Annotated in this window: 28 protein-coding genes; 14 read left to right on the top strand and 14 right to left on the bottom strand. The window is 71.0% G+C overall.

Annotated features, from left to right (window positions below; genetic code table 11):
- Window positions 1-32 precede the first annotated feature (32 nt).
- The 4 genes from AB0J88_RS33250 to AB0J88_RS33235 form a co-directional block, all read right to left on the bottom strand.
- Window positions 33-677 (bottom strand): response regulator transcription factor, encoded by a 645-nt coding sequence (locus tag AB0J88_RS33250; RefSeq protein ID WP_364356836.1) that lies wholly within the window; start codon window positions 675-677, stop codon window positions 33-35.
- A complete protein-coding gene (locus AB0J88_RS33245) occupies window positions 674-1804 on the bottom strand; it encodes a histidine kinase (protein ID WP_364356839.1) in 1131 nt (376 codons plus the stop codon). Before AB0J88_RS33245 ends, AB0J88_RS33250 begins: the two co-directional genes overlap by 4 nt.
- Window positions 1801-2841: a DUF418 domain-containing protein gene (locus tag AB0J88_RS33240; RefSeq protein WP_364356842.1), complete on the bottom strand. Its 1041-nt coding sequence runs from the start codon at window positions 2839-2841 to the stop codon at window positions 1801-1803. Before AB0J88_RS33240 ends, AB0J88_RS33245 begins: the two co-directional genes overlap by 4 nt.
- 90 nt (window positions 2842-2931) lie before the next feature.
- Window positions 2932-3399, bottom strand: coding sequence for a DUF417 family protein (locus tag AB0J88_RS33235; RefSeq protein ID WP_364356845.1), 468 nt, complete (start codon window positions 3397-3399; stop codon window positions 2932-2934).
- A gap of 87 nt (window positions 3400-3486) precedes the next feature.
- Between AB0J88_RS33235 and AB0J88_RS33230 the strand changes: the two genes are divergently transcribed.
- Complete coding sequence (locus tag AB0J88_RS33230; RefSeq protein WP_364356848.1) at window positions 3487-5220, top strand: FAD-dependent oxidoreductase; 1734 nt, start codon at window positions 3487-3489, stop codon at window positions 5218-5220.
- Here AB0J88_RS33230 and AB0J88_RS33225 read toward each other — a convergent pair.
- Genes AB0J88_RS33225 through AB0J88_RS33195 form a run of 7 tightly spaced genes read right to left on the bottom strand, consistent with a single transcriptional unit; the run spans window position 5180 to window position 10766 of the window.
- A complete protein-coding gene (locus AB0J88_RS33225) occupies window positions 5180-6127 on the bottom strand; it encodes a hypothetical protein (RefSeq protein WP_364356851.1) in 948 nt (315 codons plus the stop codon). The two genes, AB0J88_RS33230 and AB0J88_RS33225, sit on opposite strands and share 41 nt — an antisense overlap.
- The gene (locus tag AB0J88_RS33220) at window positions 6115-6606 is read right to left on the bottom strand and encodes a hypothetical protein (RefSeq protein ID WP_364356854.1); all 492 of its coding nucleotides are present in this window, start codon (window positions 6604-6606) and stop codon (window positions 6115-6117) included. The genes AB0J88_RS33225 and AB0J88_RS33220 overlap by 13 nt, the downstream gene beginning before the upstream one ends.
- A 3-nt stretch (window positions 6607-6609) precedes the next feature.
- On the bottom strand, window positions 6610-7776 hold the full coding sequence (locus tag AB0J88_RS33215; protein ID WP_364356857.1) for a macrolide family glycosyltransferase: 1167 nt from the start codon (window positions 7774-7776) through the stop codon (window positions 6610-6612).
- The gene (locus AB0J88_RS33210; protein ID WP_364356860.1) at window positions 7773-8636 is read right to left on the bottom strand and encodes a patatin-like phospholipase family protein; all 864 of its coding nucleotides are present in this window, start codon (window positions 8634-8636) and stop codon (window positions 7773-7775) included. The genes AB0J88_RS33215 and AB0J88_RS33210 overlap by 4 nt, the downstream gene beginning before the upstream one ends.
- A gap of 10 nt (window positions 8637-8646) precedes the next feature.
- The gene (locus tag AB0J88_RS33205) at window positions 8647-9504 is read right to left on the bottom strand and encodes an aldo/keto reductase (RefSeq protein WP_364356863.1); all 858 of its coding nucleotides are present in this window, start codon (window positions 9502-9504) and stop codon (window positions 8647-8649) included.
- Between the two features lie 13 nt (window positions 9505-9517).
- Entirely contained in the window at window positions 9518-10156 is a 639-nt protein-coding gene (locus tag AB0J88_RS33200) for a helix-turn-helix domain-containing protein (protein ID WP_364356866.1), read from the bottom strand.
- A gap of 34 nt (window positions 10157-10190) precedes the next feature.
- A complete protein-coding gene (locus tag AB0J88_RS33195; protein WP_364356869.1) occupies window positions 10191-10766 on the bottom strand; it encodes a TetR family transcriptional regulator in 576 nt (191 codons plus the stop codon).
- A 90-nt stretch (window positions 10767-10856) separates the two neighbouring features.
- On the opposite strand from AB0J88_RS33195, the gene AB0J88_RS33190 reads away from it, so the two are divergent.
- A complete protein-coding gene (locus AB0J88_RS33190; protein WP_364356872.1) occupies window positions 10857-12245 on the top strand; it encodes an MFS transporter in 1389 nt (462 codons plus the stop codon).
- 19 nt (window positions 12246-12264) lie between these two features.
- On the opposite strand, the gene AB0J88_RS33185 is transcribed toward AB0J88_RS33190, so the two are convergent.
- The gene (locus tag AB0J88_RS33185) at window positions 12265-13089 is read right to left on the bottom strand and encodes an MBL fold metallo-hydrolase (RefSeq protein WP_364356875.1); all 825 of its coding nucleotides are present in this window, start codon (window positions 13087-13089) and stop codon (window positions 12265-12267) included.
- 100 nt (window positions 13090-13189) lie between these two features.
- Between AB0J88_RS33185 and lepB the strand changes: the two genes are divergently transcribed.
- The 8 genes from lepB to AB0J88_RS33145 all read left to right on the top strand — a co-directional run bounded on the left by lepB (window position 13190) and on the right by AB0J88_RS33145 (window position 19759).
- Window positions 13190-13735: a signal peptidase I gene (gene lepB / locus AB0J88_RS33180; RefSeq protein ID WP_364356878.1), complete on the top strand. Its 546-nt coding sequence runs from the start codon at window positions 13190-13192 to the stop codon at window positions 13733-13735.
- A 93-nt stretch (window positions 13736-13828) separates the two neighbouring features.
- Complete coding sequence (locus AB0J88_RS33175; protein WP_364356881.1) at window positions 13829-15616, top strand: CocE/NonD family hydrolase; 1788 nt, start codon at window positions 13829-13831, stop codon at window positions 15614-15616.
- Between the two features lie 61 nt (window positions 15617-15677).
- Complete coding sequence (locus AB0J88_RS33170; protein WP_364356884.1) at window positions 15678-16565, top strand: fructose bisphosphate aldolase; 888 nt, start codon at window positions 15678-15680, stop codon at window positions 16563-16565.
- 84 nt (window positions 16566-16649) lie between these two features.
- Window positions 16650-17591: an NAD(P)-dependent oxidoreductase gene (locus tag AB0J88_RS33165; protein WP_364356887.1), complete on the top strand. Its 942-nt coding sequence runs from the start codon at window positions 16650-16652 to the stop codon at window positions 17589-17591.
- On the top strand, window positions 17592-18506 hold the full coding sequence (gene sigJ, locus AB0J88_RS33160; RefSeq protein WP_364356890.1) for an RNA polymerase sigma factor SigJ: 915 nt from the start codon (window positions 17592-17594) through the stop codon (window positions 18504-18506).
- A gap of 72 nt (window positions 18507-18578) precedes the next feature.
- A complete protein-coding gene (locus AB0J88_RS33155) occupies window positions 18579-18962 on the top strand; it encodes a DoxX family protein (protein WP_364356893.1) in 384 nt (127 codons plus the stop codon).
- 31 nt (window positions 18963-18993) lie between these two features.
- The gene (locus AB0J88_RS33150; protein ID WP_364356896.1) at window positions 18994-19335 is read left to right on the top strand and encodes a PadR family transcriptional regulator; all 342 of its coding nucleotides are present in this window, start codon (window positions 18994-18996) and stop codon (window positions 19333-19335) included.
- 16 nt (window positions 19336-19351) lie between these two features.
- Entirely contained in the window at window positions 19352-19759 is a 408-nt protein-coding gene (locus tag AB0J88_RS33145; RefSeq protein ID WP_364738112.1) for a hypothetical protein, read from the top strand.
- Window positions 19760-19779: 20 nt separating this feature from the next.
- Here the strand turns inward: AB0J88_RS33145 and AB0J88_RS33140 are convergent, their stop codons facing one another.
- Window positions 19780-20811 carry a Gfo/Idh/MocA family oxidoreductase gene (locus AB0J88_RS33140; protein WP_364356902.1) on the bottom strand — a complete coding sequence of 344 codons (1032 nt, stop codon included), beginning with the start codon at window positions 20809-20811 and terminating at the stop codon, window positions 19780-19782.
- A 168-nt stretch (window positions 20812-20979) separates the two neighbouring features.
- Here AB0J88_RS33140 and AB0J88_RS33135 point away from each other — a divergent pair, with 168 nt between their 5' ends.
- The 3 genes from AB0J88_RS33135 to AB0J88_RS33125 are packed head-to-tail and all read left to right on the top strand — an operon-like array spanning window position 20980 to window position 24035.
- The gene (locus AB0J88_RS33135) at window positions 20980-22254 is read left to right on the top strand and encodes an extracellular solute-binding protein (RefSeq protein WP_364356905.1); all 1275 of its coding nucleotides are present in this window, start codon (window positions 20980-20982) and stop codon (window positions 22252-22254) included.
- A 57-nt stretch (window positions 22255-22311) separates the two neighbouring features.
- Window positions 22312-23190: a sugar ABC transporter permease gene (locus AB0J88_RS33130; protein WP_364356908.1), complete on the top strand. Its 879-nt coding sequence runs from the start codon at window positions 22312-22314 to the stop codon at window positions 23188-23190.
- Window positions 23191-23201: 11 nt separating this feature from the next.
- Window positions 23202-24035 carry a carbohydrate ABC transporter permease gene (locus tag AB0J88_RS33125; protein ID WP_364356911.1) on the top strand — a complete coding sequence of 278 codons (834 nt, stop codon included), beginning with the start codon at window positions 23202-23204 and terminating at the stop codon, window positions 24033-24035.
- Between the two features lie 5 nt (window positions 24036-24040).
- Here the strand turns inward: AB0J88_RS33125 and AB0J88_RS33120 are convergent, their stop codons facing one another.
- The gene (locus AB0J88_RS33120) at window positions 24041-24823 is read right to left on the bottom strand and encodes a GntR family transcriptional regulator (protein WP_364356914.1); all 783 of its coding nucleotides are present in this window, start codon (window positions 24821-24823) and stop codon (window positions 24041-24043) included.
- Between the two features lie 189 nt (window positions 24824-25012).
- Here AB0J88_RS33120 and AB0J88_RS33115 point away from each other — a divergent pair, with 189 nt between their 5' ends.
- A complete protein-coding gene (locus tag AB0J88_RS33115; RefSeq protein WP_364356917.1) occupies window positions 25013-26902 on the top strand; it encodes a primary-amine oxidase in 1890 nt (629 codons plus the stop codon).
- Window positions 26903-26917 lie beyond the last annotated feature (15 nt).

The raw sequence follows: 26917 nt of genomic DNA, 5'->3' as shown, positions 1-26917 counted from the left end.
GAAATCGCCGGTCGGCGCTCCGCGCCGTCGGTTCACTGTGGACTCCGGCGCACCAGTCGGTGCTCCCACGCCCAGGCGGCCATCTCCGTGCGGTTCCGCAGCTGGAGCTTGTCCTGGATGTTGGCAATGTGCGCCTTGACCGTGCTCACCGAGATGAACAGCTCCCGCGCGATCTCCTGGTTGGTGCGGCCGCGGGCCACCAGCCTGATCAGTTCGGTCTCCCGCTCGCTGAGCGACGGACCGGGCCGGCGCGGCGCACGGGGCTCGAACTGGTCGAGCAGCCGCTTGGTGACGGACGGCGAGACCAGCGCGTCGCCGGCGTGGGCCGCCCGCACCGCCTCGGCCAGCAGGGCCGGGCCGGACTCCTTGAGGATGAAGCCGACCGCCCCGGCCTGCAGCGCGCGCTCGACGTAGTCGTCCAGGTCGAACGTCGTGATGATCACGACCTTGGGGCCGCCCCGACCGGCGAGGGCACGGGTGACCTCGATGCCGTCCAACCGGGGCATCTCGATGTCCACGAGGCAGACGTCGGGACGCAGCCGGCGGGCGAGGCTGATTGCCGTCGGACCGTCGGCGGCCTCCCCGACCACGGAGATGTCGGCGTGGCTCTCCAACAGCAGCCGGAGCCCTCGCCGGACGATGGCCTGGTCCTCGGCGACCAGCACGCGGATGGTCATGGCGCTCCCGGCGCGGGGATGGTGGCCTCGACCGTCCAACCCGACGGCGTGCCCGGCCCGGCGGTCAGCTCGCCGCCCAGGGCGGCCGCCCGCTCCCGCATCCCGACCAGACCGTGCCCGGCGGGGCGGGCGCCGCCACCGGGTCGACCGTCGTCGGCCACCCGCAGCCGCACGACCAACGGATCGTGCGCCAGGGTCACGGTGACGGTACGGGCATCGTGCGCGTGCTGGACCACGTTGGTGAGCGCCTCCTGGACGATCCGGTAGATGCCGTTGGCGGTCTCCGCCGGCCAGTGCGCGGGCGCCGGGCCGTCGGGCAGTTCGAGCCGGGCGTCGATGCCGGTGCGGCTGAAGCGTCCCACCAGCTCGGTCAGGGACTCCCGGGCGTGCGGTTCGTCGTCGCGCAGGAGCCGCACCACCTCCCGCAGCGACGTCAGCGCCCGGGTTCCGGCCGCCTCGATGTCGGCGAAGGCCGAACGGGCCGCGCGCGGGTCGGCGTCCGGGTCGAGCTGCGCGACCTGAGCCTGGATGATCAGACCGGTCAGGTGGTGGCCGGCGACGTCGTGGAGATCACGGGCCAGAGCCAGTCGCTCGGTGCGCCGTGCCCCGTCGACGATCGCCCGCCGACGCGCGTCGCCGAGCCGCAGCCAGAGTCCCACCGTCACCGCGACCGCCCACCCCGTCACCATGACCAGCGTGGCCGTCCGCGCGTTGGGCACGCCCTGCGACAGGTACGTCGCGTACCTCTCGACCGTGCCGACCGCGACCACGCCAGAGCCCGCGATCACCGCCACCACACCACCGATTCGCGGCAGGGAGCGCACCGTCGAGGCGACGACCACCAGCAGCGCCAGGCCGGCGACCGGCGCGGGTTGGCCCTCCCGGTCGGTCTGCCAGTCGATGAGCTCGGCGGCCGCACACAGCAGGATCGCCGAGGCCGCCGCGCGACCGGGGAACCGTCGTCGTGCCAGAGCCGCCGCGCACACCGCGGCCGTGATGGTCACGAGCGCCGCTCCGAGCGGCCACGCCGGGCGCCGGCTCAGCACGGTCGCGACCTCGAGCGCGAGACCGGCGGCGAGCAGCACCGCGAACCCGGCCTCGACCGCGCTGCGGACGCGGAAGGTCATGACGCCCCTCCTGCTCGGCGCAACGGTGGCCGCTGCCACCACGTCACCCATCGCCACAGCCACTCGACCGGACCCTGCCGGCACCGGCGCAGCCAGCCTACCGACCACGTCCACTGGACCAGCAGGACCGTCGAGGCGATCGCGACGACGCCGCCGGTCGACAGCCGGTCCGGGTCGCCGACCACCGTGGACAGTGCCAGCACCAGCACCGTGGCGGTCAGGTAGTTGGTCAACGCCATCCGTCCGAGCGGCCGCAGGACGGCCGTCAGCGGCCGGGCCAGCGGTGTCCGCAGCAGCAGCAGCAGGCCGCACACGTAGGCGCCGGCGGTCAACAATCCGGCCGTCGGGTAGGCGATCCGGAAGGCGACGGTGTCGGTGGCGGCGCGCAGCTGGACGACGGTCACGGGGATCGCGGCGAGGACGAAGACCAACCACAACGTCGCGGTCGCACGAGGACGCGAGTCCAGCCGCGCGGTCACCCCGTAGCGGGTCAGCGCCGAACCGAGCAGGAAAAGCCCCGGAATCATCGAGTACCAGCCACCGAACAGCGTCAGCGACAACACGACGAGGACGGCGGACGCGATGGCCACGACGCGGCGTGGCAGCCAGGTCGAGGGAAGCAGGACGAGCAGGCCGAGCGACGCGTAGACGGTGAGGACGTCACCGTTCCACAGCAACAGGAAATGGACGAGGCCTACGGCCAGCAGCGCCACGAGGCGCCGCAGCAGGATCACGCGCGGCCGCGGGGCGCGCGCCCGCGCCGATTCGAGCAACAGCGAGAAGCCGACGCCGAACAGCAACGAGAAGATCGGGAAGAACCGCTGGTCGACCAGGAGGTGCAGCACCGTCGCGGCCGTCGTCTCGGGCGCGCGCCCGGTGCCGAGCGCGGAGCCCCGGTGGGCGATGGGCTTCACATTCGCGAACAGGATCCCGCACAGGGCGAACCCGCGCAGCACATCGAGCGCGACGACGCGCTCGCGGACCGGTGACGCGACCGAGGGGCCGGCGTCGAGGTAGCTCAGGCCGTTCGAGGACATGCGGGAAGCCTGGGCCAAGGGCCTCCGCGGCTCATCGGCCCAAAGGTCACGTCGACGTCCGAGCCGTCGTACTTTCGGCCAGGTTCCGACCTAGCGGAAACCGGCCGCCCGCAGGGAATCGGCGGCCGTGAGGAGGCAGGCGCCCAGCAGGACGCCGTCCTTCAGGAGGGCCTCGCCCAGCACCGACAGCTGCGGCACGCCGTGTCCCTCGCGCCAGGCCTCCGGTGTGGTCACCAGGAAGCTGAGCGTGCCCACCATCATCCCCGCCGCCCCTAGGCTGCCGAGCGCCGAGGCCCGTGGTGCCAGCGGTTTGGCCGCGATCAACGCGCCGAGGGCGACCTGCGACACCGCGACGAGCCGGCCGAGGCTCCGCGCGCCGAGTCTCTTGCGCAGCCGCGAGGTCAGCGGGCTGTTCGTGACGAGCGGCTCCGCGTTCTCGATCTCGTACTCCGTGAACTTGAGCCCACCCACCCACACGAACACCGTCGCGAGGCCGTAGCGCATGACGTGGATGCCCACCGGCGTCAGACTGCCGACGGGCGTGAGTGCTGTGCGCATGGTTTGGCCCCCAGGGGTGGTATCCACCCGGTCATGCCGGATTGACCGACTCCGGTCCATCGCCATCTTGAGCTTAGCTTTGGAGGCATGTCGGAACGTTCGGAACGTCGCCTGTCCACGTCCGTCCTCGTGATCGGCACCGGCGGGTCCGGGCTGCGGGCCGCGATCGAGCTCGCCGAGCGCGGCGTCGACGTGCTGGTCCTGGGCAAGCGTCCCCGGCTGGACGCGCACACCACGCTGGCCGCCGGCGGCATCAACGCGGCGCTCGGCACGATGGACCCGCAGGACACCTGGCAGCAGCACGCCGCGGACACCATCAAGGAGAGCTACCTGCTCGCCGACCCGCGCACCGTGGAGATCGTGACGCGGGGCGCCGCCGCCGGCATCCACGACCTGGAGCGGTACGGCATGGCGTTCGCCCGCGAGGACGACGGCCGCATCTCGCAACGCTTCTTCGGCGCGCACACGTACCGCCGGACCGCTTTCGCGGGCGACTACACGGGCCTGGAGATCCAGCGCGCGCTCGTGCGGCGGGCGACGAAGCTGAACGTCCGGATCCTGGACTCGGTGTACGTCACCCGCCTGCTCGTCCGCGACAACACCGTCTTCGGCGCGTACGGCTTCGACGTGGGTGACGGCACCCGCGCGGTGGTGCACGCCGACGCGGTGATCCTGGCGACCGGCGGCCACACCCGGATCTGGCGGCGCACCTCGTCGCGGCGTGACGAGAACACCGGCGACTCCTTCCGGCTCGCGGTGGCCGCCGGCGCGCGCCTGCGCGACCCGGAGCTCGTGCAGTTCCACCCGTCCGGCATCCTCGAGCCCGAGAACGCGGCCGGCACCCTCGTGTCCGAGGCCGCGCGGGGTGAGGGCGGGATCCTGCGCAACGCGCTCGGCGAGCGGTTCATGGAGCGCTACGACCCGCAGCGGCTCGAACTGTCCACTCGCGACCGGGTGGCGCTGGCCGAGTACACCGAGATCAAGGAGGGCCGCGGCACCGCCAACGGCGGCGTCTGGCTCGACGTGTCGCACCTGCCCCGCGAGACCGTCATGCGGCGCCTGCCGCGGGTCTACCAGATGATGCTCGAGCTCCAGATGCTCGACATCACGGCCGGACCGATCGAGATCGCCCCGACGGCGCATTACTCGATGGGCGGCGTATGGGTGCGGCCCGAGGACCACAGCACGGACGTCGCCGGCCTCTACGCGGTCGGCGAGGCGGCCAGCGGCCTGCACGGCGCGAACCGGCTGGGCGGCAACTCCCTGTCCGAGCTCTTGGTCTACGGCCGCATCGTGGGCGCGGCGGCGGCCGCCTACTCCGCCGGTCTCGACGCGCAGCGCCGCTCGCGGGACGCCGTCGACGAGGCCCGCGCCGAGGTCGACGATCTGCTCGCGGCGGACGGGCACGAGAACGTGCGCGCGTTGCAGCGGGCGGTGCGCGACACGATGACCGCGTGCGCGGGCGTCGTCCGCGACGAGCCGGGACTGCTGGCCGGCCTGGCGGAGCTCGACGCGATCGAGGACCGCATGCGGGACGTGGGCATCCATCCGGACATCGCCGGCTTCCAGGACCTGGCGCACGCCTTCGACCTCGCGTCGTCGGCCCTCGCGGCGCGAGCCACGCTGGCGGCGGCGCTGGAGCGGCGGGAGACCCGGGGCTGCCACAACCGCGGCGACTACCCGGACCTGGACCCCGCGCTGCGGGTCAACCTCGTCTGGTCGCCGGCGACGGGCGTCGTCCACGAAGAGATCCCGCCGGTCCCCACCGAGCTCGCCGAGCTCATGACCGAAGTGTCGAGTGTGGGCAAGCTGGTGGAGTGACGTTCGCGCGGATCAGGGAGATCACCGTGTCTGTCGTGCGGTCGAGATGGCTGCGGCCGTCGGGCAGCACCGCCTGCGGGCTGATGTAGCTGCTCGGCCCGATGTGGGTGGCCGGGTCGAGCCGGTGCACGCTGACCTGCCCCGCGCGCGTGGCCCGGTTCCACGGGCTCCGGCGGAACAGCCGCCACCGTTGCGGGAAGATCCGGGTGCCGAGGCGCTCGATCCAGTCGGCGTCGCTGGTGAGCAGGTGGACGTGCCCGGCGTGGGTGAGGTCGTTGGCGCCGTTGTGGAACCCGCCCAGGTTGATCAACTGAAGCGGAGACCGCAGCTGCGCCCGCAGCTCCTCGACCGCCCCGGTCGCGACCTGGGCACCGCCGCTGTAGCTGAGCAGCACGACCGGGATGCCGCTGCCACGCTGGTAGCCCGCGAGCCGGAGCTGGGTCGCGATCTGCGAGCCGACCGCGCGGTTGTAGAGCGGGCGGTAGCGGTGGTCGGCGGCGATGAAGATCTGCATCACGTTGTGCAGGAACAGCAGCAACCCGACGTGCCGGCGCAGCCAGATCCACACCGGACGCTCGGCGAGCGCGTAGGCCAGCGGGGAGTACGGCTGCACATGGCCCAGCACCCGCAGCTCCGGCGCGGCCGCGATGATGGCCTTGACGAGCCGGCCACCGTCGCGCGTGTCGCGGTAGTGCCGCTTCCCGATGCCGTCCAGATAGACGAGGTACGCCGCCGGCGGCCGATCCGGTTCGGCGCCCCGGGCATGCGGGATGCGCGTGCGGAGCCCGCCCGTCGGCGCCCGCCAGCCCGCGGCGTAGGCCAGCACCTCGTGCCGGGCCAGCAGGGCCTCGGCCAGCAGGACCGGCCCGAGCACGCAGAGCAGCAGCATGAGTGTCAGGCCGGCCATGTCAGCGCCTCCCGGGCCGGTGCGGTGTTCAGCCACGCAGCCAGGCGGCGGACCACCTCGACGGTGACGCCGAGCCCGACTCCCGCGACGGCCACGCAGCCCGCCGCCGTCCACCAGCCCAGCCCGACCAGCGGGGCCAGCGCGCCGGTCAGGCCGGCGCCCACGCCCACGAAGAGGGCCAGGTGCAGGAACGGCCCGAGCAACGGGAACGCGAGCACGGCGGAGAGCAGCAGCGGCGCGAGCAGCCCCGGTGACCAGACCAGCGCGGCGCCGTCGGTCGGCACGACGAGCGTGGCCACGGCCCAGGCCGACAGGGGCCAGAGCGCGAACACCGCCCCCTCGACGACGGCGCCCGCGGTGATGAGCCCGGCCGCCCGGGTGCGGGACACGCCGGACCGCGCCGCCACCACGGGCAGCACGCGCCCGACGGCCTCGGACAGTCCGGCGAGCAGGAGGAGGATGACGACGAGGGGCGACATGGGTCAGCCCCGCACCGTCTCGAGCTCGTCGGCCGCGCGCCGGTAGCCGCCCGCGGCGCGCTGGGCCGCCCGCAACTGGTCGGCCGCCGCCCGGAACCGGGGCTCGTAGAGCAGGCGTTGGGCCAGGTCGCGCACGACCATCACCTCGACCTCGTCGGTCCGGAGCGTGAGGCCGCCGCCGAGCTCGACGACGCGGGCCGCCACCAGCGGCTGCTCGGCGCCCTGCGGGATGACCAGCATCGGGACGCCGGCGTGCATGGCCTCGTTGACGCTGTTCATGCCGCCGTGGGTCACGAACAGCGAGGCGCGCTCCAGCACCTCCAGCTGCGGCACGGAGCGGCGGGCCAGCACGTTGGCCGGCAGCGGACCGAGCGCGGCAGGATCGGTCTGCCCGGTGGAGACGACCACGGTGCCGGCCAGCGGCGACAGGGCGGTGGCGAGGCTGCGCAGCAGGCGCGGCTCGGCGTTGAACACCGTGCCCAGGGAGGCGTACACCACCGGCTCTTTGAGGTCGTCGATCGGGAACGACGGATCGCTCGCCCGGGCACCGATGCTGGGGCCGACGAACCGGAACGACTCGTCGAAGTTCTCGGCGCCGAGCTGGAACTCCCGCGACGTGTAGACCAGGTTGAGCGGCTCGGCGATGTTCCCCAGGTCGAGCAGCGGCAGGCCGCGCGCCGCGAAGCGGCGGTGCAGGGTCACCTGCGACCGCACGAAGGCCCGCAGCGTACGAGGCCGCGCGGCGGCCAGCAGCTCCCACGACCCGCGGGTGGGGCTGGGCACCTGCCGGTTGAACGCGAAGGTGGTGAACGAGGCGACCGCCGGCACCCCGAGCTCGCGTGCGGCGACCGCGCCCCACAGGCACGCGGCGTCGTGGACGATCAGGTCCGGGCGGATGCGCCGCAGGTCGGCCAGCACCGTGGGAAGCACCGCGACGGCGGTCCGCGCCAACCCCGCCAGCAGGGTGGCCGGCGTCGGCGGATCGGGCAGGGGCTGGTCGCCGCCGGGATAGAGGCACAGGGTCGCGCCGGCGGCGGTGACCACCGCGCCGAAGGCGGGGGAGACGTGGTACGTGACGGAGTGTCCACGTCGGACAAGCTCAGCCACGACGGGCAGCGTCGGGTTGACCCGACCGTGCATGGGGATGTTGACGAACGCGATGGTGCTCACGAGACCTCCTCCGTGCGGTACAGGCCGGGGCCGTCGACCCGCAGCCGGTCGAGAAACCGTCCGGCGGTGACGGACGCGGTGTCGATCAGCCGCTGCGACTGGTCGAAGTCCCATGGCGCGGGCCAGGCGTCCACGCCGGTCGGCAGCACGACGGTCGGGATCTGTCCGGACACCTCGGCCAGGTCGCGCTCGATCTGGTGGCGGATCATCAGGAGACCGGCGCGGGCGGCGATCGCGTCGGCGCGGCGGCGCGGTGCGAGGTGGGGCAGCGGGCCGCTCTCCGGGCCGGTGGACAGCACCACCACACTGGCCGCACCGGCCTGACGGGCGGCGCGCACCGGGACGTACGCCGTCACGCCGCCGTCGACCAGGATCCGGCCGTCGCGGGTGACCGGTGGCAGCACCCCGGGAATGGCGGTGCTGGCCAGCAGCGCGGATTCGAGGTCGCCGTGGTCGAGCAGCGCCTGCTCTCCGGTGACCAGGTCCATCGCGACGGCCGTGAAGGGGACCTTGAGTCGCTCGATCCGGGACGGCAGGGCGGCCCGGGCGATCAGGCGACGCAGGCCACGGTCGGCGAAGACGCTGGCCCGCGAGGGCGGGTAGCCGAAAGGGAACACCTCACGGCGCCGCAGTCGGGTCCACACCTGCTCCAGCCATGGCGCGGCGCTGTCGGGGTGGGCGGCGGCGATCGCTCCGGTGAGCGCGCCCACCGAGGTCCCGACGATCAGGTCCGGGATGAAACCGCGTTGCTCCAACGCGTGGCCGACACCGACGTGCGCGGCGCCGAGCACGCCACCGCCGCCGAGGGCGACGGCCACGGGGCGGGGCAGGTCGTGCAGGCCCGCCGGCTCCAGTCCCATGATCCACCTCTTAGGTCAGCGCCGCGTCCTGGACGTTCAATCCACCCGCGGCGAGGTTGGCGGCCAGGTGCTCGGCGTTGCCGGTGCCGGGAATGAGCAGCACGTTCGGGGCGTGCTGGAGCAGCCAGGCGAGGCCGACCTGGGCGGGGGTGGCGGCCAGGTCGTCGGCGGCGGCGCGGACGGCCGGGTCGTCGGTCACCTTCGGCAGGCCGGGGGAGGCGCCGCCGAGCGGGTAGAAGGGCACCCAGGCGATGCCCTCGGCCCGGCAGACGTCCAGGAGGTCCTCGTGCTCGCGGTGCAGCAGGCTGTAGGCGTTCTGCACCGCGGCGATGCCGGCCGGGACCGCGCGCTTGAGACCGTCGAGGTCGACGGCGCTCAGCCCGACCGCTCCGACCGTGCCCTCGTCGCGCATCGCGACCAGTGCGGCCAGCTGGTCCTCGAGGTCGACCACCTGGTCGTCGGCGAGCGGCATCCGGGCGCCGGCGTCGAACCGGCGCAGGTAGACCAGGTCGAGCCGGTCGACGCCGAGGCTGCGCAGGTTGTCCTGCACCGTCGCCCGCAGGTCTTCGGGCCGCTGTGCGGGACGCATGGGGAAGCGGCCGTTCGGGTCGGGGTCGATGCCCACCTTGGTCGCGACGACCACGCCGTCGGTGGGCCGCAGCGCATCGCGGACGAGCCCGTTGACGAAGCCGGCGCCGTAGACGTGGGCGGTGTCGACGTGGTCGACACCGAGCTCGACGGCGCGGCGCAGCAGCGCCATCGCGGCGGGCCGGTCGTCGCGGAGGCGGGCGAGCTGCATGGCCCCGTACCCGATGCGCGAGACGTCATGGCTGGCGAGGCGGCCGATGCCGCCCGGGCGTGTCTTCATGGGTGCTCCTGGTTCAACTGATGGCTTCGATGGCCGCGAGGTCGATGGCGTCGGTCGCACCGAGGGCGGCGCGCACGAGGTGGGCCTGGTAAGCGGCGACGAGCTGGTCGGCCAGCCGCTCTGCCCGCGGTCCGGCCTCGGATGGTGCGTAGTCCTTGACGGCGACGAGCCACTGCGCGCAGCTCTCCCGGAACAGCCCACGAATGCGATCGACCATCGCGACGACGATGTCGTGTATGGCGGGATCGGTCGTGGCCTCACCCCAGGCCTGAAGGGCGACGCGCGCCTCGTCAGGATCGGTGGCGGCGGCGAGGTGGCCGATCACCTGGGCGGGACTCGGAGGCCGGGTGCGGGAGGCGTACGCGGCCAGGATCGCGGCCCGCCGATCCATCACGTCCTGCACGACCGCCAGGACGATGTCGGCCTTGCTGCTGTAGTGCGCGTAGATCGACCCGGCGGACAGCCCCGACTCAGCGGTGATGTCGGCGACGGAGGTGCGCTCCATGCCATTGCGCACGAAGCAACGCCGAGCGGCGAGCACGATCTGATCGCGCCGCAACTGACTGCGAGCCTCGGTCAACTTGGGCACCGCGACCTCCTCTGCCAAACAGAATGACCCCTCCGTTAGTGAGCATACAAACGAAACGGTCACACTGTTTAGTGTCGGCGGTCACATCCGCTCAAGGTCATCCCTTTGCCGCGCTGAGCATCGACTGGATCGTCGCGGTGACGACGCCCCCGGCGTCCGCCGTCTTCAGGCGCCCCGCGCGGATCTCCTCGGCGGCGCCGTGCAGCAGGTACTGGACCGCGTTGACCAGCCAGGCCGTCGGTAGGTCGGTGCGGAACGCACCCTGCCGCTGACCGCGCTCGATGAGCTCTTCCATCCGCTCGGCCGCGTCCGCGTGCAGGTCGCGGACCCGGCCCTCCGGCAGCACCTTCTGCGCCGCCACGAGCAGGGCGGCGGACTCGCTGACCAGGGTCCAGCTCGACTCGAGCAGGCGGGTCAGGGCGTCGCGGGCGTCTCCGGTCAGGTCCAGGCCGCCGAGCGTTTGCTCGCCCGACCGCAGGGCGTCCGCGATGGCCGCCTCGACGAGCTCCGGGCGGGTGCGGAAGTGGCCGTACAGCGTCATCCGGCCCACGCCCGCGGCTCTGGCGATGTCGTCGACCGTGGCGTCCGGGTCGCGGCTCAGGGCTTCGCGGGCCGCGGCGACGATCCGGGCGATGCTGCGCTCGGCATCGGCCCTGCGGCGGGGACGCGTCATGTGCGAACACTAGCTCGTACGCCCATGTACGAGCTAACCTCGCCGTAGAACTCGTACGCGAAAGTACGAATTAACGGTGGGAGGCCGTCGATGACTACCGACGAGAGACGCGACACCCCGGTGGGGCAGGAGGCGCCGCACCCCGCGCGGTGGCGGATCCTGGGCTTTCTCGGCATCGCCCAGCTCATGCTGATCCTCGACGTGACCGTGGTGGCCATCGCACTGCCGCACATGGAGACCGACCTCGACCTGAGCCGGGCGGCGCTGACCTGGACCGTCAGCGCGTACACCCTGACGTTCGGCGGTCTGATGCTGCTCGGCGGCCGGATCGCCGACCTGGTCGGCGCCAAGCCGGTCGTGCTCGCGGGTCTGCTGATCTTCACCGCGGCGTCCCTGGTCACCGGTCTCGCCGACTCGGCCACGATGCTGCTGGCCGGCCGCGTCGCCCAGGGCGCGGGCGCGGCGCTGCTGTCACCGGCGGCGCTGTCGTTGGTCGTCACCCTCTTCGGCGGCGAGGAACGCAACAAGGCCCTGGGGGTGTGGTCCGCGCTGGGCGGCGGCGGAGCGGCCATCGGCGTGCTCCTCGGTGGCCTGATCACCGCGGGTCCCGGTTGGCCATGGGTCTTCTACGTCAACGTCCCCATCGGACTCGTGATCGTGGCCGTGCTCGCGCGGATGCTGCCGAGCCGCGGCGGTTCGGCGTCCGGGCTGGACGTGCTGGGCGCGGTCCTGGTGACGGGCTCGTCGGCGGCCGTCATCTACGCGTTGATCCGCGCCGGCGACAAGGGCTGGTTGACCGCCACGACCGGATGGCTGTTGCTCCTGGCGGCGATCGGGTACGTGGCATTCGTCGCGTGGCAGCGTCGCGCCCGCCCACCGCTGATGGACGTCTCGCTGCTCGCCCGCCGTCCGGTGGCGATCGGCACGTTCCTCATCCTGGTCGCGACCGCCCTGATGATCGCGACGTTCTTCCTGGGCACGTTCTACTTCCAACACGCCAGGGGGTACGGAGCCCTGCGCACCGGGCTGCTGTTCCTACCCGTGGCCCTCGCGACGATCGTGGGCGCCCACGTCACGGGTCAGCTGATCGCGAGGATCGGCGGCCGGGTGCTCGCTGTGGCGGGGTTGGTGGTGGCGGCCGCGGGCCTCGCCGTGCCGGCGCTGACGATGGATCCGGTCGCGGTGGTGGCGGGTGTCGCGCTGGGCGCCGCCGGCACCGGCGCCATCTTCGTCGTCGCCTCGACCACCGCACTGGGCCAGGTCGCCCCGCACGAGTCCGGGGTCGCGTCGGGCATCGTCAGCACGTTCCACGAGTTCGGGGCGTCGCTGGGCGCGGCCGTCATCTCCAGTGTCGCCGCCGCCAGCCTCGTCGGAGACACCCTCGAGGGCTTCGAGAACGGCTTCACGGTCGCGGCGATCGCGGCAGTGGTGGCCGCCATCGTGGCGGGTGTGCTGACACCAGGGCGACGGACCGGCTGAGGCCCTGCCGGCGCGCTCGTCAGCCGCGTTGTCCGTAGCGCTCGGCGACGCGCTTGGCCTGTCCCTCGTGGACGTCGCTCACCCATTCCCAGCCGGGCTTCGCCGAGGGGCCGATCCGCGGGTCGTCGGGGTGCCGGCCGTCGCGCAAGGCGAGCACGTACGCCCGGTCGCGGTCGATCCGGGTGCGTAGCTCCGCGGCACCGCCGACCGAGCCGTGGCCGGGGACGACGACGTCGACGTCCCCGGCCACCGCCTCCAGCAGCCCCAGCGCGGCGAGGTAGTCCTCGATCGGGTCCTCGCCGCCGTGCAGGTCGAGCATCGGGATGAAGACGTCGGACAGCATGTCGCCGGCTACGAGGACCCCGCGCTCCTGCACGAACAGCGCCGCATGGCCGGGGGCGTGCGCCTGATGCTCGATGATCCGGACGTGCGGGCCGTCCCAGGGAACCCGCGCGGTCCCGGCGGGCAGGGCGGTGACCAGGCCGTAGAGGTCCAGCGGGACCTGGTCGGCGATGCCTGTCGGTTCCAGGTGCTCGGTGATGCGGGCCTTCGCCTCCGGGTCGGACAGTTCCTCCCGGACGGCTTCCGCGCCTCGCGCCGTGCAGTAACGAGGGGCGCTGCCGAACGCGGCGTGCCAGAGCAGGTGATCCCAATGTGGATGGGTCGAGAAGGCCGCTACCACCGTTGCCGGGGCCAGGTCGGACGCGAGGCAGGCCATTTCGTGGCTCTGCACTCCTGGATCGACGAGCAACACACCGCCGGCATCGCCGTGTACGACGACGGCGTTGCTCTGCACGAACTCGCTCTCGTGGACCAGCACACCCTCGGCGACCTGGCTCAGCATGTCTTAGCCCCCACTAGTGATTGCGTTTTGCAACCACTCTACGCGGCCCACGCATCCGCCGGGATCACGCGTTGCCCGACGTTCTGACAGGATCGGCCGGATGAAGAGCTTGCGGTGGCTGCCGGTCGTTGTCGCGCTGGCAGGGTTGAGCGGATGCGGTGGCGCCGCGGCCGCCGGCGGCGACCAGCCGGACCAGGCCTCCACCATCGAGCAGTTCACGCAGGGCGGCGTGAGCATGGAACCCACCGTCAAGTCCGGCCAGGTCATCACCGTCGTGGCCGTCGACGGCACCTACCGACCTCGGCGCGGCGACGTCGTCCTCTTCCGGCCGAGCGGCGGCAAGTGGGGCGCCCGGGACACGCCGTTCCTCAAGCGGGTCGTCGCCATCGGAGGCGAGACCGTCGCCTGCTGCGACGCCGCGGGCAACGTGACGGTCGACGGGGCGCCGTTGGACGAGCCGTACGTCGCCGACAACGCCCCGCTCGACGCACCGCCCAACCCGGACGTGTGCGACTCGCGCCGGTTCGGCCCGGTGAAGGTGGCCAAGGACGACGTCTTCGTCATGGGTGACAACCGCGCGAGCTCGAACGACTCGCGCTGCGCCGGCCCGATACCGGCGACCTCGGTGACGGCCGTACGCCGGTAAGCCGCCCATCGACGTCGGTGATCAAAAAGATATTCATATACCTGCCCGGTCGGGACTAGCGTGCGTAGTGAGCATCATCGATCGGGAGGTCAGATGAACGTACGCAGGCGGACAACAGCCGCCGCCGTCGGAGCGCTGATCACGACAGCCGTACTCACGGTCAGTGGCACGGCGACCGCCGCCGCCGCACCGTCGTCGGCGCCGGCGGGCATCACCCACGAGGAGAACCCCCGCGTCCCAGAGGGCGCCGTGTGGACGGAGGCCTACTTCAGGTCCGCCGACCACAGTGGCGTCGAGCTCCACGCCGACGTCCTGCGGCCGGCGCACCTGCCGGCCCGGGCGAGGACGCCGGTGATCCTCGCTGTCGGCCCCTACTTCAGCCACGCCGGCCAGACCGGGCCGGAGGGCTTCGCCCAGACCGGACCGTCCAGCCGGTTCGCCGACTTCACCACCGGCACCGACCTGTTCGCGCGCGGCTACACGTACGTCATGGTCGACCTGCGCGGTTTCGGTGGTAGCACCGGCTGCCTCGACTGGGTCGGCCCCGGCGAGCAGGCGGACGTGCAGGCCGCGATCCAGTGGTCGGCCAGCCAGCCCTGGTCGACGGGCAAGGTGGGCATGTACGGCAAGTCGTACGACGCCGTCACCGGGCTCGTCGGCAACAACCTGCGGCTCGGTGCGCTGAAGGCCGTCGTGGCGCAGGAGCCGGTGTGGAACATGTACAACTACCTGTTCAGCAACGAGGTCCCGCGGCCCAACGTGACCGGCACGCCTAACGCGTACAACGGCATCGCGACGATGGCTTCGCTGGCCGACGACACGGATCGTTACAAGGCCAACGCCGCCTACGAGGTGGCGCACCCCGAGTGCCTGAGCGACAACCTGACGAACAACAACAACCCTGACCTGGACTCGCGGTACTGGCGCGACCGCAACCTCGCGGCCGACGCCCGCGGCACGAGCACGCCGCTGTTCGTCACGCAGGGCTTCATCGAGAACAACACGAAGCCCGAGGACATGGAGGAGTACCTCGACAACCACCACGGCGTGGAGCGGGGTTGGCTGGGGCAATGGGAGCACGTGCGCGGCAACGAGACGAACAGCGCGGGGCAGCTGCTGCAGGGCCGGGCCGCGTTCTTCGACGAGGTCATGCGCTTCTACGACCGCTACCTCAAGGGCGTCAGGCCTTCGGTCAAGGATCCCGCGTACGCCGTCGAGGACAACACCGGCGCGTGGCGTGCCGAGCCGACCTGGCCGCCGCGGTCGTCGTCGCTCGAGGCGCGGCTGCCCGACGGCCAGTACGTGGACGACGGCATCGCCTCGACGCTGGCCGTCGGGTCCGACGACCAGCAGTGGGACATGGAGCACTATGTGGATCCCGCCCCCTCGGCCACCCGCGGCCTGGCACCGATGGTGGCCGACACGCACAGCTACTTCAGCTGGTCCACGCCGGTCACGTCCCGGGTGCGGATCACCGCGACTCCGCGCGTCACGCTGAACGCCGGCGCGACCGGCAACGTCATGGTGCGGCTGTGGGACGTCGCCCCCGACGGCACCTCGGTGATGTTCGACGAGAACGTCGCGTTGATCGAGCGCGCCGGCCGGGTCGCGTTCGACCTGAAGTCGACCGACTGGACCTTCGACGTCGGTCACCAGCTCGGGGTCCAGATCGGGACGATCGGCAGCGGGAGCTGGCGTGACACCCCGAGCGGCAACACGATCGACGTGAGCCGCGCGCGGTTGAGCCTGGAGCTCCAGGACCCGCGCTTCGACGTGCCGACCCAGGGCGACCGGTCGCCGTTCCTCGACACGTACCTGCGGCAGTACACCCGGACCCTCACCGGCGTCGGGGCGGGCACGTTCCCGCTCGGCCGGCACTAGGCCGGTCGGTGGCCGCCTCGCGCGTCGGTGTGCGAGGCGGCCACGCGGGTATGAGCCAGGCATGGACAAGGCGTGGACGGAGAAGATGGGCGGCGGTACGGGCTTCGTCGCCGCGCTTGACCAGAGTGGCGGAAGTACACCAAAGGCGCTCGCGCTGTACGGGGTGCCCGAGTCGGCGTACTCGTCAGACGAAGAGATGTTCGACCTGATGCACGAGTTCCGGAGCCGGTTGATCACCGCGCCGGGGTTCACCGGGGAGCGCGTCCTCGGCGCCATCCTGTTCGAGCAGACCATGTCCCGCGACGTCGCCGGCGTGCCGGCGCCGCGATACCTCTGGGAGGAGAAGAACGTCGTCCCGTTCGTCAAGGTCGACGAAGGGCTGGCGCCCGAGGCCGACGGCGTGCGGTTGATGAAGCAGTTCACCAAGCTGCCCGACCTGCTCGAACGCGCGCTGGAGCGGCAGGTGTTCGGCACGAAGATGCGGTCTTTCATCTCCCGCGCCGACGTGGGGGGAATTGCCGCGATCCTGGACCAGCAGTTCGGGTACGCGCGGGAGATCCTCGACGCGGGCCTCGTGCCGATCCTCGAGCCGGAGGTCGACATCGAGAGCCCGGAGAAGGCGCGCGCCGAGCAGCTGCTCAAGCAGGGGTTCCTCGACCGCCTGGGTGACCTGCCCGACGGGCGGCAGGTCATGCTGAAGCTGTCGATCCCGACCGAGGACGACCTCTATCTCGACCTGATCCGGCATCCGAAGGTCCTGCGGGTGGTCGCCCTGTCCGGCGGCTACACGCGCCAGGAGGCCGTGACCCGGCTCGCGCGCAACCACCGGTTGATCGCCAGCTTCTCGCGGGCGTTCACCGAGGGGCTCGAGCGCGACCAGGACGACAAGGAGTTCAACCGGATCCTCGACGAGTCCATCGCCGAGATCTACGCGGCCTCGACGACCTGAGGATGTGTGACCTGGGTAACCCCCGTTCATAGGGCCGGGGCGTGTCTCGTCTCTAGTTGGTGAGCCCGACCAAAGGGAGGCGTCATGAAGATCTTCGTCGCCGGTGCGTCCGGCGCCATCGGTAGCCAGCTCGTTCCCCAACTGGTCGCCCGCGGCCACGAGGTCGTGGGCACGACCCGCTCGGTCGCCAAGACCGACGCCCTGCGCGCGCTCGGTGCGGAACCGGTCGTCGTGGACGCGCTGGACCCGGACGCGGTCGCCGACGCCGTCGCCCGCGCCGAGCCCGAGGTGATCGTCCACCAGCTCACCGCGCTGAGCGGACCGGCGGACTTCCGGCACGCGAAGCGGACCTTCGAGGCCACCAACCGGCTGCGTACGGAGGGCACCGACCACCTGTTGGCCGCCGGACGGGCGGTCGGCGTGCGGACGTTCGTCGCGCAGAGCAACTCGCTGTGGATGGAGCGGACGGGTGCGCCGGTGGTCGACGAGGACGGACGGCTGGAGTCCGACCCGCCCGCGGACGCGGTGCCACTCGTCGCGGCACTGCGGCATCTCGAGGAAGCGGTGACGGGAATCGGCTGGGCGGACGGCATCGCCATCCGCTACGGCGGTTTCTACGGACCCGGCACCGACCTCAGCGCGGCCCCCGACGCCGTCATGACCAACGGCGTCCGGCAGCGGAAGTTCCCGATCGTCGGCAGCGGGGCCGGCGTGTGGTCGATGGTGCACATCAGCGACGCCGCGGCGGCGACGGTCGCGGCCATCGAGCGCGGCAAGCCCGGCATCTACCACGTCGCCGACGACGAACCGGCCGCGGTACGCGAGTGGTTGCCCTATCTGGCACACACGCTCGGCGCCAAGCCGCCGCGTCGGGTGCCGGCGTGGCTGGTCCGCATGCTGGCCGGCGACTTCGCGGTGGACATGATGACGCGCGCTCCCGGCATCTCGAGCGAGAAGGCCAAGCGCGAGCTGGGCTGGACGTTGCGGTTCCCGACCTGGCGCACCGGCTTCGTATCGGGGCTCTGAATGTCCACATCGGAGCTTTACGAGGAGCTGCGGCCGCGGGCGGTGGCGATCGCCTATCGGATGCTCGGCAGCGTGAGCGAGGCCGAGGACGTGGTGCAGGAGGCGTTCCTGCGCATGCACCAGACCGAGCAACGGGAGGAGCCGATCGCCTCGCCCAGGGCGTACGTCGCGACGCTGGTGACCCGGCTGTGCATCGACCAGCTGCGCTCGGCGCGCTCGCGCCGGGAACGGTACGTCGGCGAGTGGCTGCCCGAGCCCATGGTGACCGGGCCGTCGCCGGCGGACCAGGCCGAGACCGCCGACTCACTGTCGCTGGCGTTCCTGGTGCTCCTGGAGAGGCTGTCACCGGCGCAGCGGGCCGCGTTCCTGCTCCGTGAGGTGTTCGACTACCCGTACGCGGAGGTCGCCGAGATCATCGACGCCGACGTCGACAGCACCCGCCACCTGGTCGCGCGGGCGAGGGCACACGTCCGCGAGGGGCGGCCGCGCTACTACTCCTCCCGGCGGCAGCGCGAAGAGCTGGCCGAGCGGTTCTTCGCCGCCGCGGGCAACGGCGACCTGGCCGCGCTGGAGGCCCTGCTGGCCCACGACGTCGCGATGCACGGCGACGGTGGCGGCAAGGCACCGGCACTGGCCCACCCGGTCAACGGCCGGGAGCGCGTCGCCAAGACGCTGCTGGTCGGCCTGACGGCGCTGCCGCGCCTCGGCGTGCGCTTGGAGCTCACCGAGATCAACGGCCAACCCGGCGCGCTCGCGTTCGACCCGGCGGACCGGCTCGTCGCCGTGATCAGCCTCGACATCGCCGACGACCGGATCCAGGCGATCCACTCGGTCGTCAACCCCGACAAGCTGCGCCACCTCGGCCCGGTCGGCGACGCGGACGCCCTGGTCCGCGCCTCCCGACGTCGCCGCTAAGCGCATCCCCATCACCCTCGCGGCTTCCGCCCTCGGCGGGAACCGCCGATGACCTCTGCGAGGAGTCTGCTCATGAACCTGTTGCTGTGGATCGTCACTGGCTTGCTGGCCGCCGTGCTCCTGGTCAGCACGTCCAAGATGGTCGTGCCCCGGGAAAGGATCGCGTCGGCGGGTCATGCCGCGGAGTGGGTGCTCGACTTCAGCCCAGCCGCTCTGCGGGCGATCGGAACGCTCGAGCTGTTGGCGGTGGCCGGTCTGATCCTGCCCGGCGTGCTCGACATCGCACCCGTCCTCGTGCCGATCACCGCGACCTGCGTCGCGCTGCTGTTCACCGGAGCGGCGACCATGCGCCTGCGCCGCGGCGAACGGGCGACGATCGTGCCCGACCTGCTCTACCTGGCCCTGGCGGTCTTCGTGGCCTGGGGCCGTTTCGGTCCGCAGCCTCTCACCGGTTGACGTGTATCCGTCGCGGATATAGTTTCGGTGCATGGCGCGCGGCGGACCCTTGACTCCGGCGGTGCTGCACATCCTGCTCGCGCTCTCGGCGCAGGACCGGCACGGCTACGGGATCATGAAGCAGGTCGAGTCCGACTCCAAGGGGAAGGTCACGATGGGGCCGGGCACGCTGTACGGCTCGATCCGCCGGATGACCGACGCGGGGTTGATCGCCGAGAGCGACCGGAGGATCGACCCGAGCCTGGACGACGAGCGCCGCGTCTACTACCGCATCACCGCACTCGGGCAGCAGGCGCTCGGGGCGGAGCTACAGCGTTATCGCGAGGTCGTGGCAGTCGCCCGGTCGCTGCGACCCAAGACGGCGGGTGCCTAGCGTGCGCTGGTACACAATGCTGCTCCGCCTCTATCCGAGGCCGTTCCGCGAGCGCTTCGCTCACAGCATGGCGCAGACGTTCGCGGACCTCCGCCGCGAACGCCCTGGACGTGCGTTCACCCTCTGGATCTTCCTGGAAACCCTCGCGGGCGTCGTCCGGGAGCGGGCGACACACGTTGGGAGACTGACGATGGCGGGAAACGTCTTCAGAACCGTCAAATACGCCGCGCTCGCCGTCGGAGCCCTGACGGTCGCGGGCATCGTCACGGTGATGCTGCTCGCCCGCGGCACCGGCGAAGACATCGCCGGTGTAGTGGCGCCGGCGTTGCTGCTGACGACTCTGTCGGTGGCGGCAGCCGTAGCCGCGGCCGTCATGCAAGGTCGGCAACGTAAGCGCGCGGGAGGCGACCCCCGGGCCGACTGACGCAGGCCGTGCGGCAGCTGTCAGACGACAGGCTCCCAGCGGCCCGACTTCATCGAGCGGTAGCAGGCGTCCACGACGGTGTTGACGACCCAGCCGTCGTGGAACGTCTCCAATGGAGGCTCGCCCGCCGCGAAGCGTTCCACGAAATGGCGCATCTCCTGCGAGAAGCCGTAGGCGCGGGTCTCCTCCGGCACCGGGTAGACCCAGCCGGTGTCCGCGTCGGCCTTCTCCACGAGGTAGCCGACCGGCTTGGTGATGAAGCCCCACACCGGCGTCGAGGCCGTGTCGGTGACCAGGCGGCCGGCGCTCCCGACGATCTCGTGTCGCAGTTGCATGCCGCCCTGCTCGACCCAGGAGCTCTCGATCGAGGCGACCTGGCCGCCGGCGAACTTCAGCAGCGCGATCGACGTGTCCTCACCCGTGGTCTTGTCCTGGTGGGCGAGCGTCGCCCCCCACGCGAAGACCTCGACGATCGGGTTGTCGCGGCCGAAGAAGTGCCGGGCCGACTCGATGGTGTGGCAGCCCATGTCGAGCAACGCTCCGCCGCCGGCCGTCTCCGCGTCCCAGAAGTGCGGCGCGTGCGGACCGGAGTGTCCCTCGCGCGCCCGCATCCACAGGACGTCGCCGATGCCGCCGGCCGCGACGATCTCGTGTGCCTTGGCGATGTTGGGCGAGAACACCGAGCTCTCCGCGTACCCGTGCCAGATCCCGGCGTCGGTGACCACCCGCAGGATCTCGGCGGCCTCTGACCCGGTGCGGGCCAGCGGCTTGGTGCAGATGACGCCCTTGCCGGCCGCGGCGACGAGGCGCACGGCCTCCAGGTGCACCTCGTTGGGCAGGGCGACGACGACCAGGTCGACGGCCGGGTCCGCACACAGCGACGCCATGGTTTCGTGTGGTCTCGTGTCCCGTCCCGGCTTCGCGGCGAAGGCGGCGGCCCGCTCGGGGGAGCGGGAGTAGTGCGCCACGAGCCGTGCGTCGCGAACGTCGTCGAGCGCTTCGGCGTAGGTCTCGCCGATGAACCCGGACCCGAGCAGGCCGACCCCGATCATGGACCCCTCCAAACCAGCAAGTGGTACGCGGTGGACCCGCACCCTAGCATCACTGCAAACCAAAGCTGTACCTCTTGTTACCACTGGGTCTACCTGTATATGCTCCCGCCTCAGGCGCCGGCCGCCGGGGGGAGCCGCGCGATGGCAACGATGACGAGAGGCAACTCCATGCGTGCACTACGTGCGTCCGTTGCGCTGGTCGCGGCGGCGGCAGTCGTCCTGACCTCGGGCTGCTCCCCGTCGGCGAGCGGCGGTGACTCCGGCAAGGTCGTGCTCACACTCGGCAGTTGGCGCACCGAGGACCTTGCGATGTGGCAGGACGAGATCCTGCCGGCCTTCGAGAAGACGCATCCGAACATCGACGTCAAGTTCAGCCCGACCAATACCAATGAATACAACGCCGCGATCCAGTCGCAGGTGGACGGCGGCACCGGACCCGACCTGATCACCTGCCGGCCGTACGACGTGAACCGGTCCTGGATCAAGAAGGGGTACTTCGAGAAGCTCGACGGCAAGCCGATGCTGGACGCTTTCGACAAGCTCGCGCTCGACCCGTGGGCCGGCGACGACGGCAGCCCCTACTGCCTGCCGACCGCCGCGGTCCTCGCCGGCTTCTTCTACAACAAGGACATCTTCACCGAGCTCAACCTGAAGGTGCCGACCACGCAGGACGAGTTCCTGTCGGTGCTGCGGGCCATCAAGGACAACGGGAAGTACGCACCGCTCGCGCTCGGCTCGGCCGAGTCCTGGCAGCTCGCCTACAACGGGCTCTACAGCATCGGCCCGGCGTACTGGAAGGGCGAGGACGGCCGGCAGGGGCTGATCAAGGGCACCAAGAAGGTCACCGACCCGGACTTCGTCGCCGCCTTCGAGGCGTTCGACGCCTGGAAGCCATACCTGCCGAAGGGTTCCGAGAGTCTGAAGTACGCGGACATGACGCAGTTGTTCGCCCTCGGCAAGGCCGCGATCCTGCCCGACGGCTCCTGGGACATCAACCAGGTCGCGGTGGGCAACCTCAACGTCGGCGTCTTCGGGCCTCCGGCGGCGACCGCGGGCGGCGAGCGCTACGTCCAGGAGATGCCGGACATGGCGATCGGCATCAGCGCGGCCAGCAAGCACAAGGCCGAGGCGGAGACGTTCCTCGCCTGGACCGCGACACCGGAGTTCCTGTCGCTGTACGTCAACAAGCTGCCCGGGTTCTTCTCGATGGGCAAGGAGCCGGTCACCTACACCAACACGCTCGCGCAGGAGTTCGCCGACCTCAAGCAGGGCGCCAAGCTCACGCCGCGGCTCGGCCTGGACCGGCTCAGCGCCGGCACGCCGCCCTTCGACGACGAGGTGTGGCGCGTTTTGCAGCTCATGTACACAAAGGACCTCAGCGCGCAGGACGCCACCGCGGAACTGCAGAAGGGCCTGTCTGCCTGGTACGAGCCGCAGAAATAGCGGCACTGACGGGGATGTGCCCCGCGCACATCCCCGTCACCACCGAAAGGACTGCCCGTGCGAAGGGCCCACTACCGGTACTTCCTCGCGTTCACGTTGCCCGCGCTCGCGGTCTACGTGCTCTTCGCGGCGCTGCCGCTGCTGAACTCCATGTACTACAGCCTGTTCGACACCGACGGCGAGGTGGCGCGGTTCGTCGGGCTCGACAACTACCACTACCTGTTCACCAACCCGACGACGAGCGAGCGGTTCTGGAACGCGCTGGTCAACAACCTGGAGTTCTTCGCGATCCACCTGCTCGTCGAGGTGCCGGTCGGGCTGCTGCTGGCCGCGCTGCTCACCTCGGGGCGGCTGCGGCGGTCCACCGGCCTCTACCGCACGTTGCTGTTCATCCCGACCACCCTGTCGGTGGTGATCGTCGGGTTCATCTGGCGGCTCGTCATCAACCCGTTGTGGGGACTGGTCGACTACCCGCTGCTCGGCAACGAGAACACGGCGCTGCCGACCATCTCGCTGATGTCGGTGTGGCAGTACGTCGGCATTCCGATGATCTTCCTGTACGCCGCACTGCTCGCCGTGCCCAACGACGTGCTGGAGGCGGCCCGGGTGGAGGGCGCCGGCGGCTGGACCACGTTCTGGCGCATCAAGTTCCCGCTCATCGCGCCGCAGTTCGGACTGATCGCCATCCTGACGTACATCTGGACGTTCAACGGGTTCGACCTCGTCTTCGCCCTCAACGGCTCGGCGCCCGGCCCGAACTACAGCACCGACATCCTCGGCACGCTGTTCTACCGCACGTTCTTCGGATCGAGCGGCCAGCTCGCCGACCTCGACCTGGGCGCCACCGTGGCCAGCGTCATCTTCCTGATCATCCTCGTCATCACCGGCGCGTACTTCGGTCTGTTGCATCGCCGGCTGAGGTCGTACGAGCTGTGAGTGGTGGAAACATGAAGGCCTCTTCCGAGCGCGCCGGCACCCTCGTGGTGCACGCCCTGCTGATCGTGTTCGCGGTGCTGGCGATCGCGCCGATCCTGCTGATCGTGGTCAACTCGTTCAAGACGACGCCGGCCATCTTCGAGCATCCGTTCGCGCTGCCCACGGCGGACACGTTCAGCGCGGCCGGCTACGAGCGGGTCTTCCAGCGCGGGCACTTCGTCGACAACTACCGCAACAGCCTGGTCGTCACGGTCGGCAGCACGGTCGCGACGCTGGTGCTGGCGACGCTGGCCGCGTTCGCGCTCACCGAGTACAAGGTGCGGTTCGCGCCGCTCGTGGGCGGGTTCTTCGTCGCCGGCATCATGCTGCCGATCCGGCTCGGCACGGTGCCGATCCTCAAGACGATGATCTCGTGGGGGCTGATGGACACGCTCACCGCGCTGGTCCTCGTCTACACCGCGATGAGCCTGCCGCTGGCCGTGGCGCTGCTGATGACGTACTTCCGGTCGGTGCCGCACGACCTCAAGGAAGCCGCGCGCATCGACGGCGCGGGGGAGCTGCGTACCCTCTCGATCGTCCTGCCGCTGGTGCGTCCGGGGCTGGCCGCGGTCGCGTCGGTGACGATGCTGCCGATCTGGAACGACCTCTGGTTCCCGCTGATCCTGGCGCCCAGCCAGGAGAACCAGACGGTGACGCTCGGCGTGCAGCAGTTCGTCGGCCAGTTCCTCAACGACTACCCGGCGCTGCTCGGTGCGCTGACGCTCGGCGCGGTGCCGCTGGTGGTGCTGTTCGTGGTCTTCTCGCGGCAGTTCATCCAGGGCCTGAGCCAGGGCATCGGAAAATGACGGTTCTAGCGTGGTCCCCATGCCGGCCGGGTCGGCGCGCTGCGCAGGAAGAAGGTCCGCAGCCGGTAGCGGTCACCGCGGTAGCGCACCACCGAGGAGAACAGCGGCCGGTCGGTCGGGCTGAACACGAGCTGGCGCATCACCAGCACCGGTTTGCCGATCTCGAGCTGGAGCTGCTCGGCGAGGTAGGCGTCGGCCTGCTGCGCCTCGACCGTCGCGTCGGCCTTGACCGGGTCGAGGTTGGCGGCGGCGAGGTGGTCGTAGAGCGAACCGGTGCGGAAGTCGACGTCGGTGATCCCGGGTACGAACTCGGCCGGCACCTGGGTGAGGTCCAGCGCGATCGGGACGTCGTTGAGGAGCCGGACCCGCTCGAGGACGAACAGCGGGGTCCCGGGCGCGATCGAGAGGAGCTCGGCCTGGTCCAGGTCGGCCGCGACGACCTCCTGCCGCAGCACCGTGGAGCTCGGCGCGAGGCCCATCCGGCTGGCGGTCTCGCTGAACGACTCCAGGCTGTTCGGCCACTCGCGTGCGGTGGCGCCGGCCGCCACGTACCAGCCGCGGCCGTGCGACGAGCTCAGCGCGCCCTCCTCGACCAGGGTGGTCAGCGCCTTGCGCAGCGTGACCCGGCTGATGCCGAGCCGCTCGCACAGCTCGCGCTCCGGAGGGAGCCGGCTGCCCGGTTTCAGCGCACCCGTAGCGATCTGTTCTTTGATCAGGTTCACGGCCTGGATCCACAGCGGTTCCGGGTGGTCGGCGCGGATCGACGTGGACATCGCAGCCTCGGTCACCTCCGCATCATCGCGGAAGATCACGGTTTGTGCAAACCACAGAAGACCAGAGGGTTCCTGCGGTTCGGCCATTTTCCAGGGATTCGTCCTTGTCTCGTGATTGCTTAACTGGCCACCCTGTACCAGCGAGGCAAAATTGGTATTGTGTGGTCGACATTGGGTATCCCACTGGTCAGAGGAGGATTCGCCGTGGTTGAACCATCGAGGGCGCTCGGACCGCTTCGAGCCGAGGAGATCTCGGCCGCCCGCGAGCTCCTTGTCCACAGTGGCCTGCTGACCTCCACGACCCACGTGGCGTACCTCGGGCTGCTGGAGCCCGACAAGCGGCTGCTCCTTGACGCCGCGCCGCCGCGGCGGTTGCGCGCGATGCTGATCGACATGGCCGACGGCACGTCGCACGACGTCGTGGTGTGCCCTTCCGAGGATCGGGTGGTCTCTTCGGCCCGGCTCGAGCCCGCCCGCGACGGACAGGTGCCGGTCGTGATGCTCGAGTTCGCGATGGTCGAGGAGATCGTGCACCAGGACCCGCGCTGGCTCGCCGCCATGCACCGCCGGGGCCTGACGGACCTCTCGGTGCTGCGGGTGCAGCCGCTGTCGGCCGGCGCGGCGATGACCGAGGCCGAGCGCGGCCGTCGCCTCCAGCGCACCTTCACCTTCCTGCAGAAGCACCCCCAGGACCTGCCGTGGGCGCACCCGGTCGACGGCGTAGTCGCGTACGTGGACGTCATCGCCCGGGAAGTCGTCGACGTGGTCGACGCGGCGCTGCTGGCCGTCCCGCAGGAGGACGGCAACTTCCACCTGGCCGAGTTCAACGGCCCGACCCGCGAGGGCTTCCGGCCGATCGAGATCACCCAGCCGGACGGCCCGAGCTTCACGATCGACGCGGACAACGTGCTCGAGTGGCTCGGCTGGAAGCTCCAGGTGTCCTTCGACTCCCGCGAAGGCCTGGTGCTGCGCGACATCTCGATCGCGGGGCGGCCGGTCCTCTACCGGGCGTCGATCGCCGAGATGGTCGTGCCGTACGCCGATCCGAGCCCGCAGCGCTGGTTCCAGACGTTCTTCGACGGCGGCGAGTACCTGCTGGGCAACTTCGCCAACTCGCTGGAGCTCGGGTGCGACTGCGTCGGCGACATCACCTACCTCGACGCGGTCGTGGCCGACAACGCCGGCCGGCCGCGCACGATCCCGCAGGCGATCTGCATCCACGAGGAGGACGCCGGCGTGCTCTGGAAGCACACCAGCAGCTTCACCGGCTCCAGCGACGTGCGCCGCAACCGCCGGCTCGTCGTCTCCTTCTTCGTGACCGTCGGCAACTACGACTACGGCTTCTACTGGTACTTCTACCTCGACGGCACGATCGAGCTGGAGGTCAAGGCCACCGGTGTCGTGTTCACCTCGGGCCACCCCGGCGGTGACTACGCGTTCGCGAGCGAGGTCGCGCCGGCGCTGGGCGCCCCGCACCACCAGCATCTGTTCAGCGCGCGGCTGGACTTCACCGTGGACGGACCCGCGAACTACGTCGAGGAGGTCGACGCGGTCGCGGTGCCGCGCGGGCCGGACAACCCGACCGGGACGGGCATCACCCAGCGGGTGACCCGGCTGCGCCGGGAGAGCGACGCGCCGCGGCTCGCGGACGGCAACCGTGGGCGGGTCTGGCGGATCGGCAACCCGTCGGTGCCGAACCGGCTCGGCCGCGACGTCGCCTACGTGCTGCACCCGGAAGGCCAGCCGGTGCTGCTCGCCGACGCCTCGTCGGATCTGCACGCCCGGGCCACCTTCGCCACCGGGCACCTGTGGGTCACCGCGTACGACCCGGCCGAGCAGTATCCGGCGGGGGACTTCGTCAACCAGCACCCCGGCGGCGCCGGGATGCCCGCCTGGATCGCTGCCGACCGGGACGTCGACGGCACCGACATCGTCGTGTGGCACACCTTCGGGCTGACCCACTTCCCGCGGCCGGAGGACTGGCCGGTCATGCCGGTCGACACCACCGGTTTCGTCCTCAAGCCGGCCGGGTTCTTCGGCCGCAACCCGACGCTGGACGTTCCCGCCAGCGGCGGCGACCACTGCCACGCCTGATCAGCCCTTCACACG

This window comes from Asanoa sp. NPDC049475 (assembly GCF_040676915.1).
GTDB lineage: Bacteria > Actinomycetota > Actinomycetes > Mycobacteriales > Micromonosporaceae > Asanoa.
This window is presented reverse-complemented; position numbering and strand designations above follow the sequence as displayed.

What these genes read in the sequence shown, in the direction of transcription:
- AB0J88_RS33225 (WP_364356851.1), bottom strand. Translation starts at nt 6,127, where the DNA reads ATGGCCGGCCTGACACTCATGCTGCTGCTCTGCGTGCTCGGGCCGGTC.
- AB0J88_RS33185 (WP_364356875.1), bottom strand. Translation starts at nt 13,089, where the DNA reads ATGCTGAGCCAGGTCGCCGAGGGTGTGCTGGTCCACGAGAGCGAGTTC.
- AB0J88_RS33150 (WP_364356896.1), top strand. Translation starts at nt 18,994, where the DNA reads ATGGCGCGCGGCGGACCCTTGACTCCGGCGGTGCTGCACATCCTGCTC.
- AB0J88_RS33145 (WP_364738112.1), top strand. Translation starts at nt 19,352, where the DNA reads ATGCTGCTCCGCCTCTATCCGAGGCCGTTCCGCGAGCGCTTCGCTCAC.
- AB0J88_RS33125 (WP_364356911.1), top strand. Translation starts at nt 23,202, where the DNA reads ATGAAGGCCTCTTCCGAGCGCGCCGGCACCCTCGTGGTGCACGCCCTG.
- AB0J88_RS33220 (WP_364356854.1), bottom strand. Translation starts at nt 6,606, where the DNA reads ATGTCGCCCCTCGTCGTCATCCTCCTCCTGCTCGCCGGACTGTCCGAG.
- AB0J88_RS33240 (WP_364356842.1), bottom strand. Translation starts at nt 2,841, where the DNA reads ATGTCCTCGAACGGCCTGAGCTACCTCGACGCCGGCCCCTCGGTCGCG.
- sigJ (WP_364356890.1), top strand. Translation starts at nt 17,592, where the DNA reads ATGTCCACATCGGAGCTTTACGAGGAGCTGCGGCCGCGGGCGGTGGCG.
- AB0J88_RS33230 (WP_364356848.1), top strand. Translation starts at nt 3,487, where the DNA reads ATGTCGGAACGTTCGGAACGTCGCCTGTCCACGTCCGTCCTCGTGATC.
- AB0J88_RS33195 (WP_364356869.1), bottom strand. Translation starts at nt 10,766, where the DNA reads ATGACGCGTCCCCGCCGCAGGGCCGATGCCGAGCGCAGCATCGCCCGG.
- AB0J88_RS33190 (WP_364356872.1), top strand. Translation starts at nt 10,857, where the DNA reads ATGACTACCGACGAGAGACGCGACACCCCGGTGGGGCAGGAGGCGCCG.
- AB0J88_RS33205 (WP_364356863.1), bottom strand. Translation starts at nt 9,504, where the DNA reads ATGAAGACACGCCCGGGCGGCATCGGCCGCCTCGCCAGCCATGACGTC.
- AB0J88_RS33250 (WP_364356836.1), bottom strand. Translation starts at nt 677, where the DNA reads ATGACCATCCGCGTGCTGGTCGCCGAGGACCAGGCCATCGTCCGGCGA.
- AB0J88_RS33235 (WP_364356845.1), bottom strand. Translation starts at nt 3,399, where the DNA reads ATGCGCACAGCACTCACGCCCGTCGGCAGTCTGACGCCGGTGGGCATC.
- AB0J88_RS33155 (WP_364356893.1), top strand. Translation starts at nt 18,579, where the DNA reads ATGAACCTGTTGCTGTGGATCGTCACTGGCTTGCTGGCCGCCGTGCTC.
- AB0J88_RS33135 (WP_364356905.1), top strand. Translation starts at nt 20,980, where the DNA reads ATGCGTGCACTACGTGCGTCCGTTGCGCTGGTCGCGGCGGCGGCAGTC.
- AB0J88_RS33140 (WP_364356902.1), bottom strand. Translation starts at nt 20,811, where the DNA reads ATGATCGGGGTCGGCCTGCTCGGGTCCGGGTTCATCGGCGAGACCTAC.
- AB0J88_RS33175 (WP_364356881.1), top strand. Translation starts at nt 13,829, where the DNA reads ATGAACGTACGCAGGCGGACAACAGCCGCCGCCGTCGGAGCGCTGATC.
- lepB (WP_364356878.1), top strand. Translation starts at nt 13,190, where the DNA reads ATGAAGAGCTTGCGGTGGCTGCCGGTCGTTGTCGCGCTGGCAGGGTTG.
- AB0J88_RS33165 (WP_364356887.1), top strand. Translation starts at nt 16,650, where the DNA reads ATGAAGATCTTCGTCGCCGGTGCGTCCGGCGCCATCGGTAGCCAGCTC.
- AB0J88_RS33170 (WP_364356884.1), top strand. Translation starts at nt 15,678, where the DNA reads ATGGACAAGGCGTGGACGGAGAAGATGGGCGGCGGTACGGGCTTCGTC.
- AB0J88_RS33245 (WP_364356839.1), bottom strand. Translation starts at nt 1,804, where the DNA reads ATGACCTTCCGCGTCCGCAGCGCGGTCGAGGCCGGGTTCGCGGTGCTG.
- AB0J88_RS33210 (WP_364356860.1), bottom strand. Translation starts at nt 8,636, where the DNA reads ATGGGACTGGAGCCGGCGGGCCTGCACGACCTGCCCCGCCCCGTGGCC.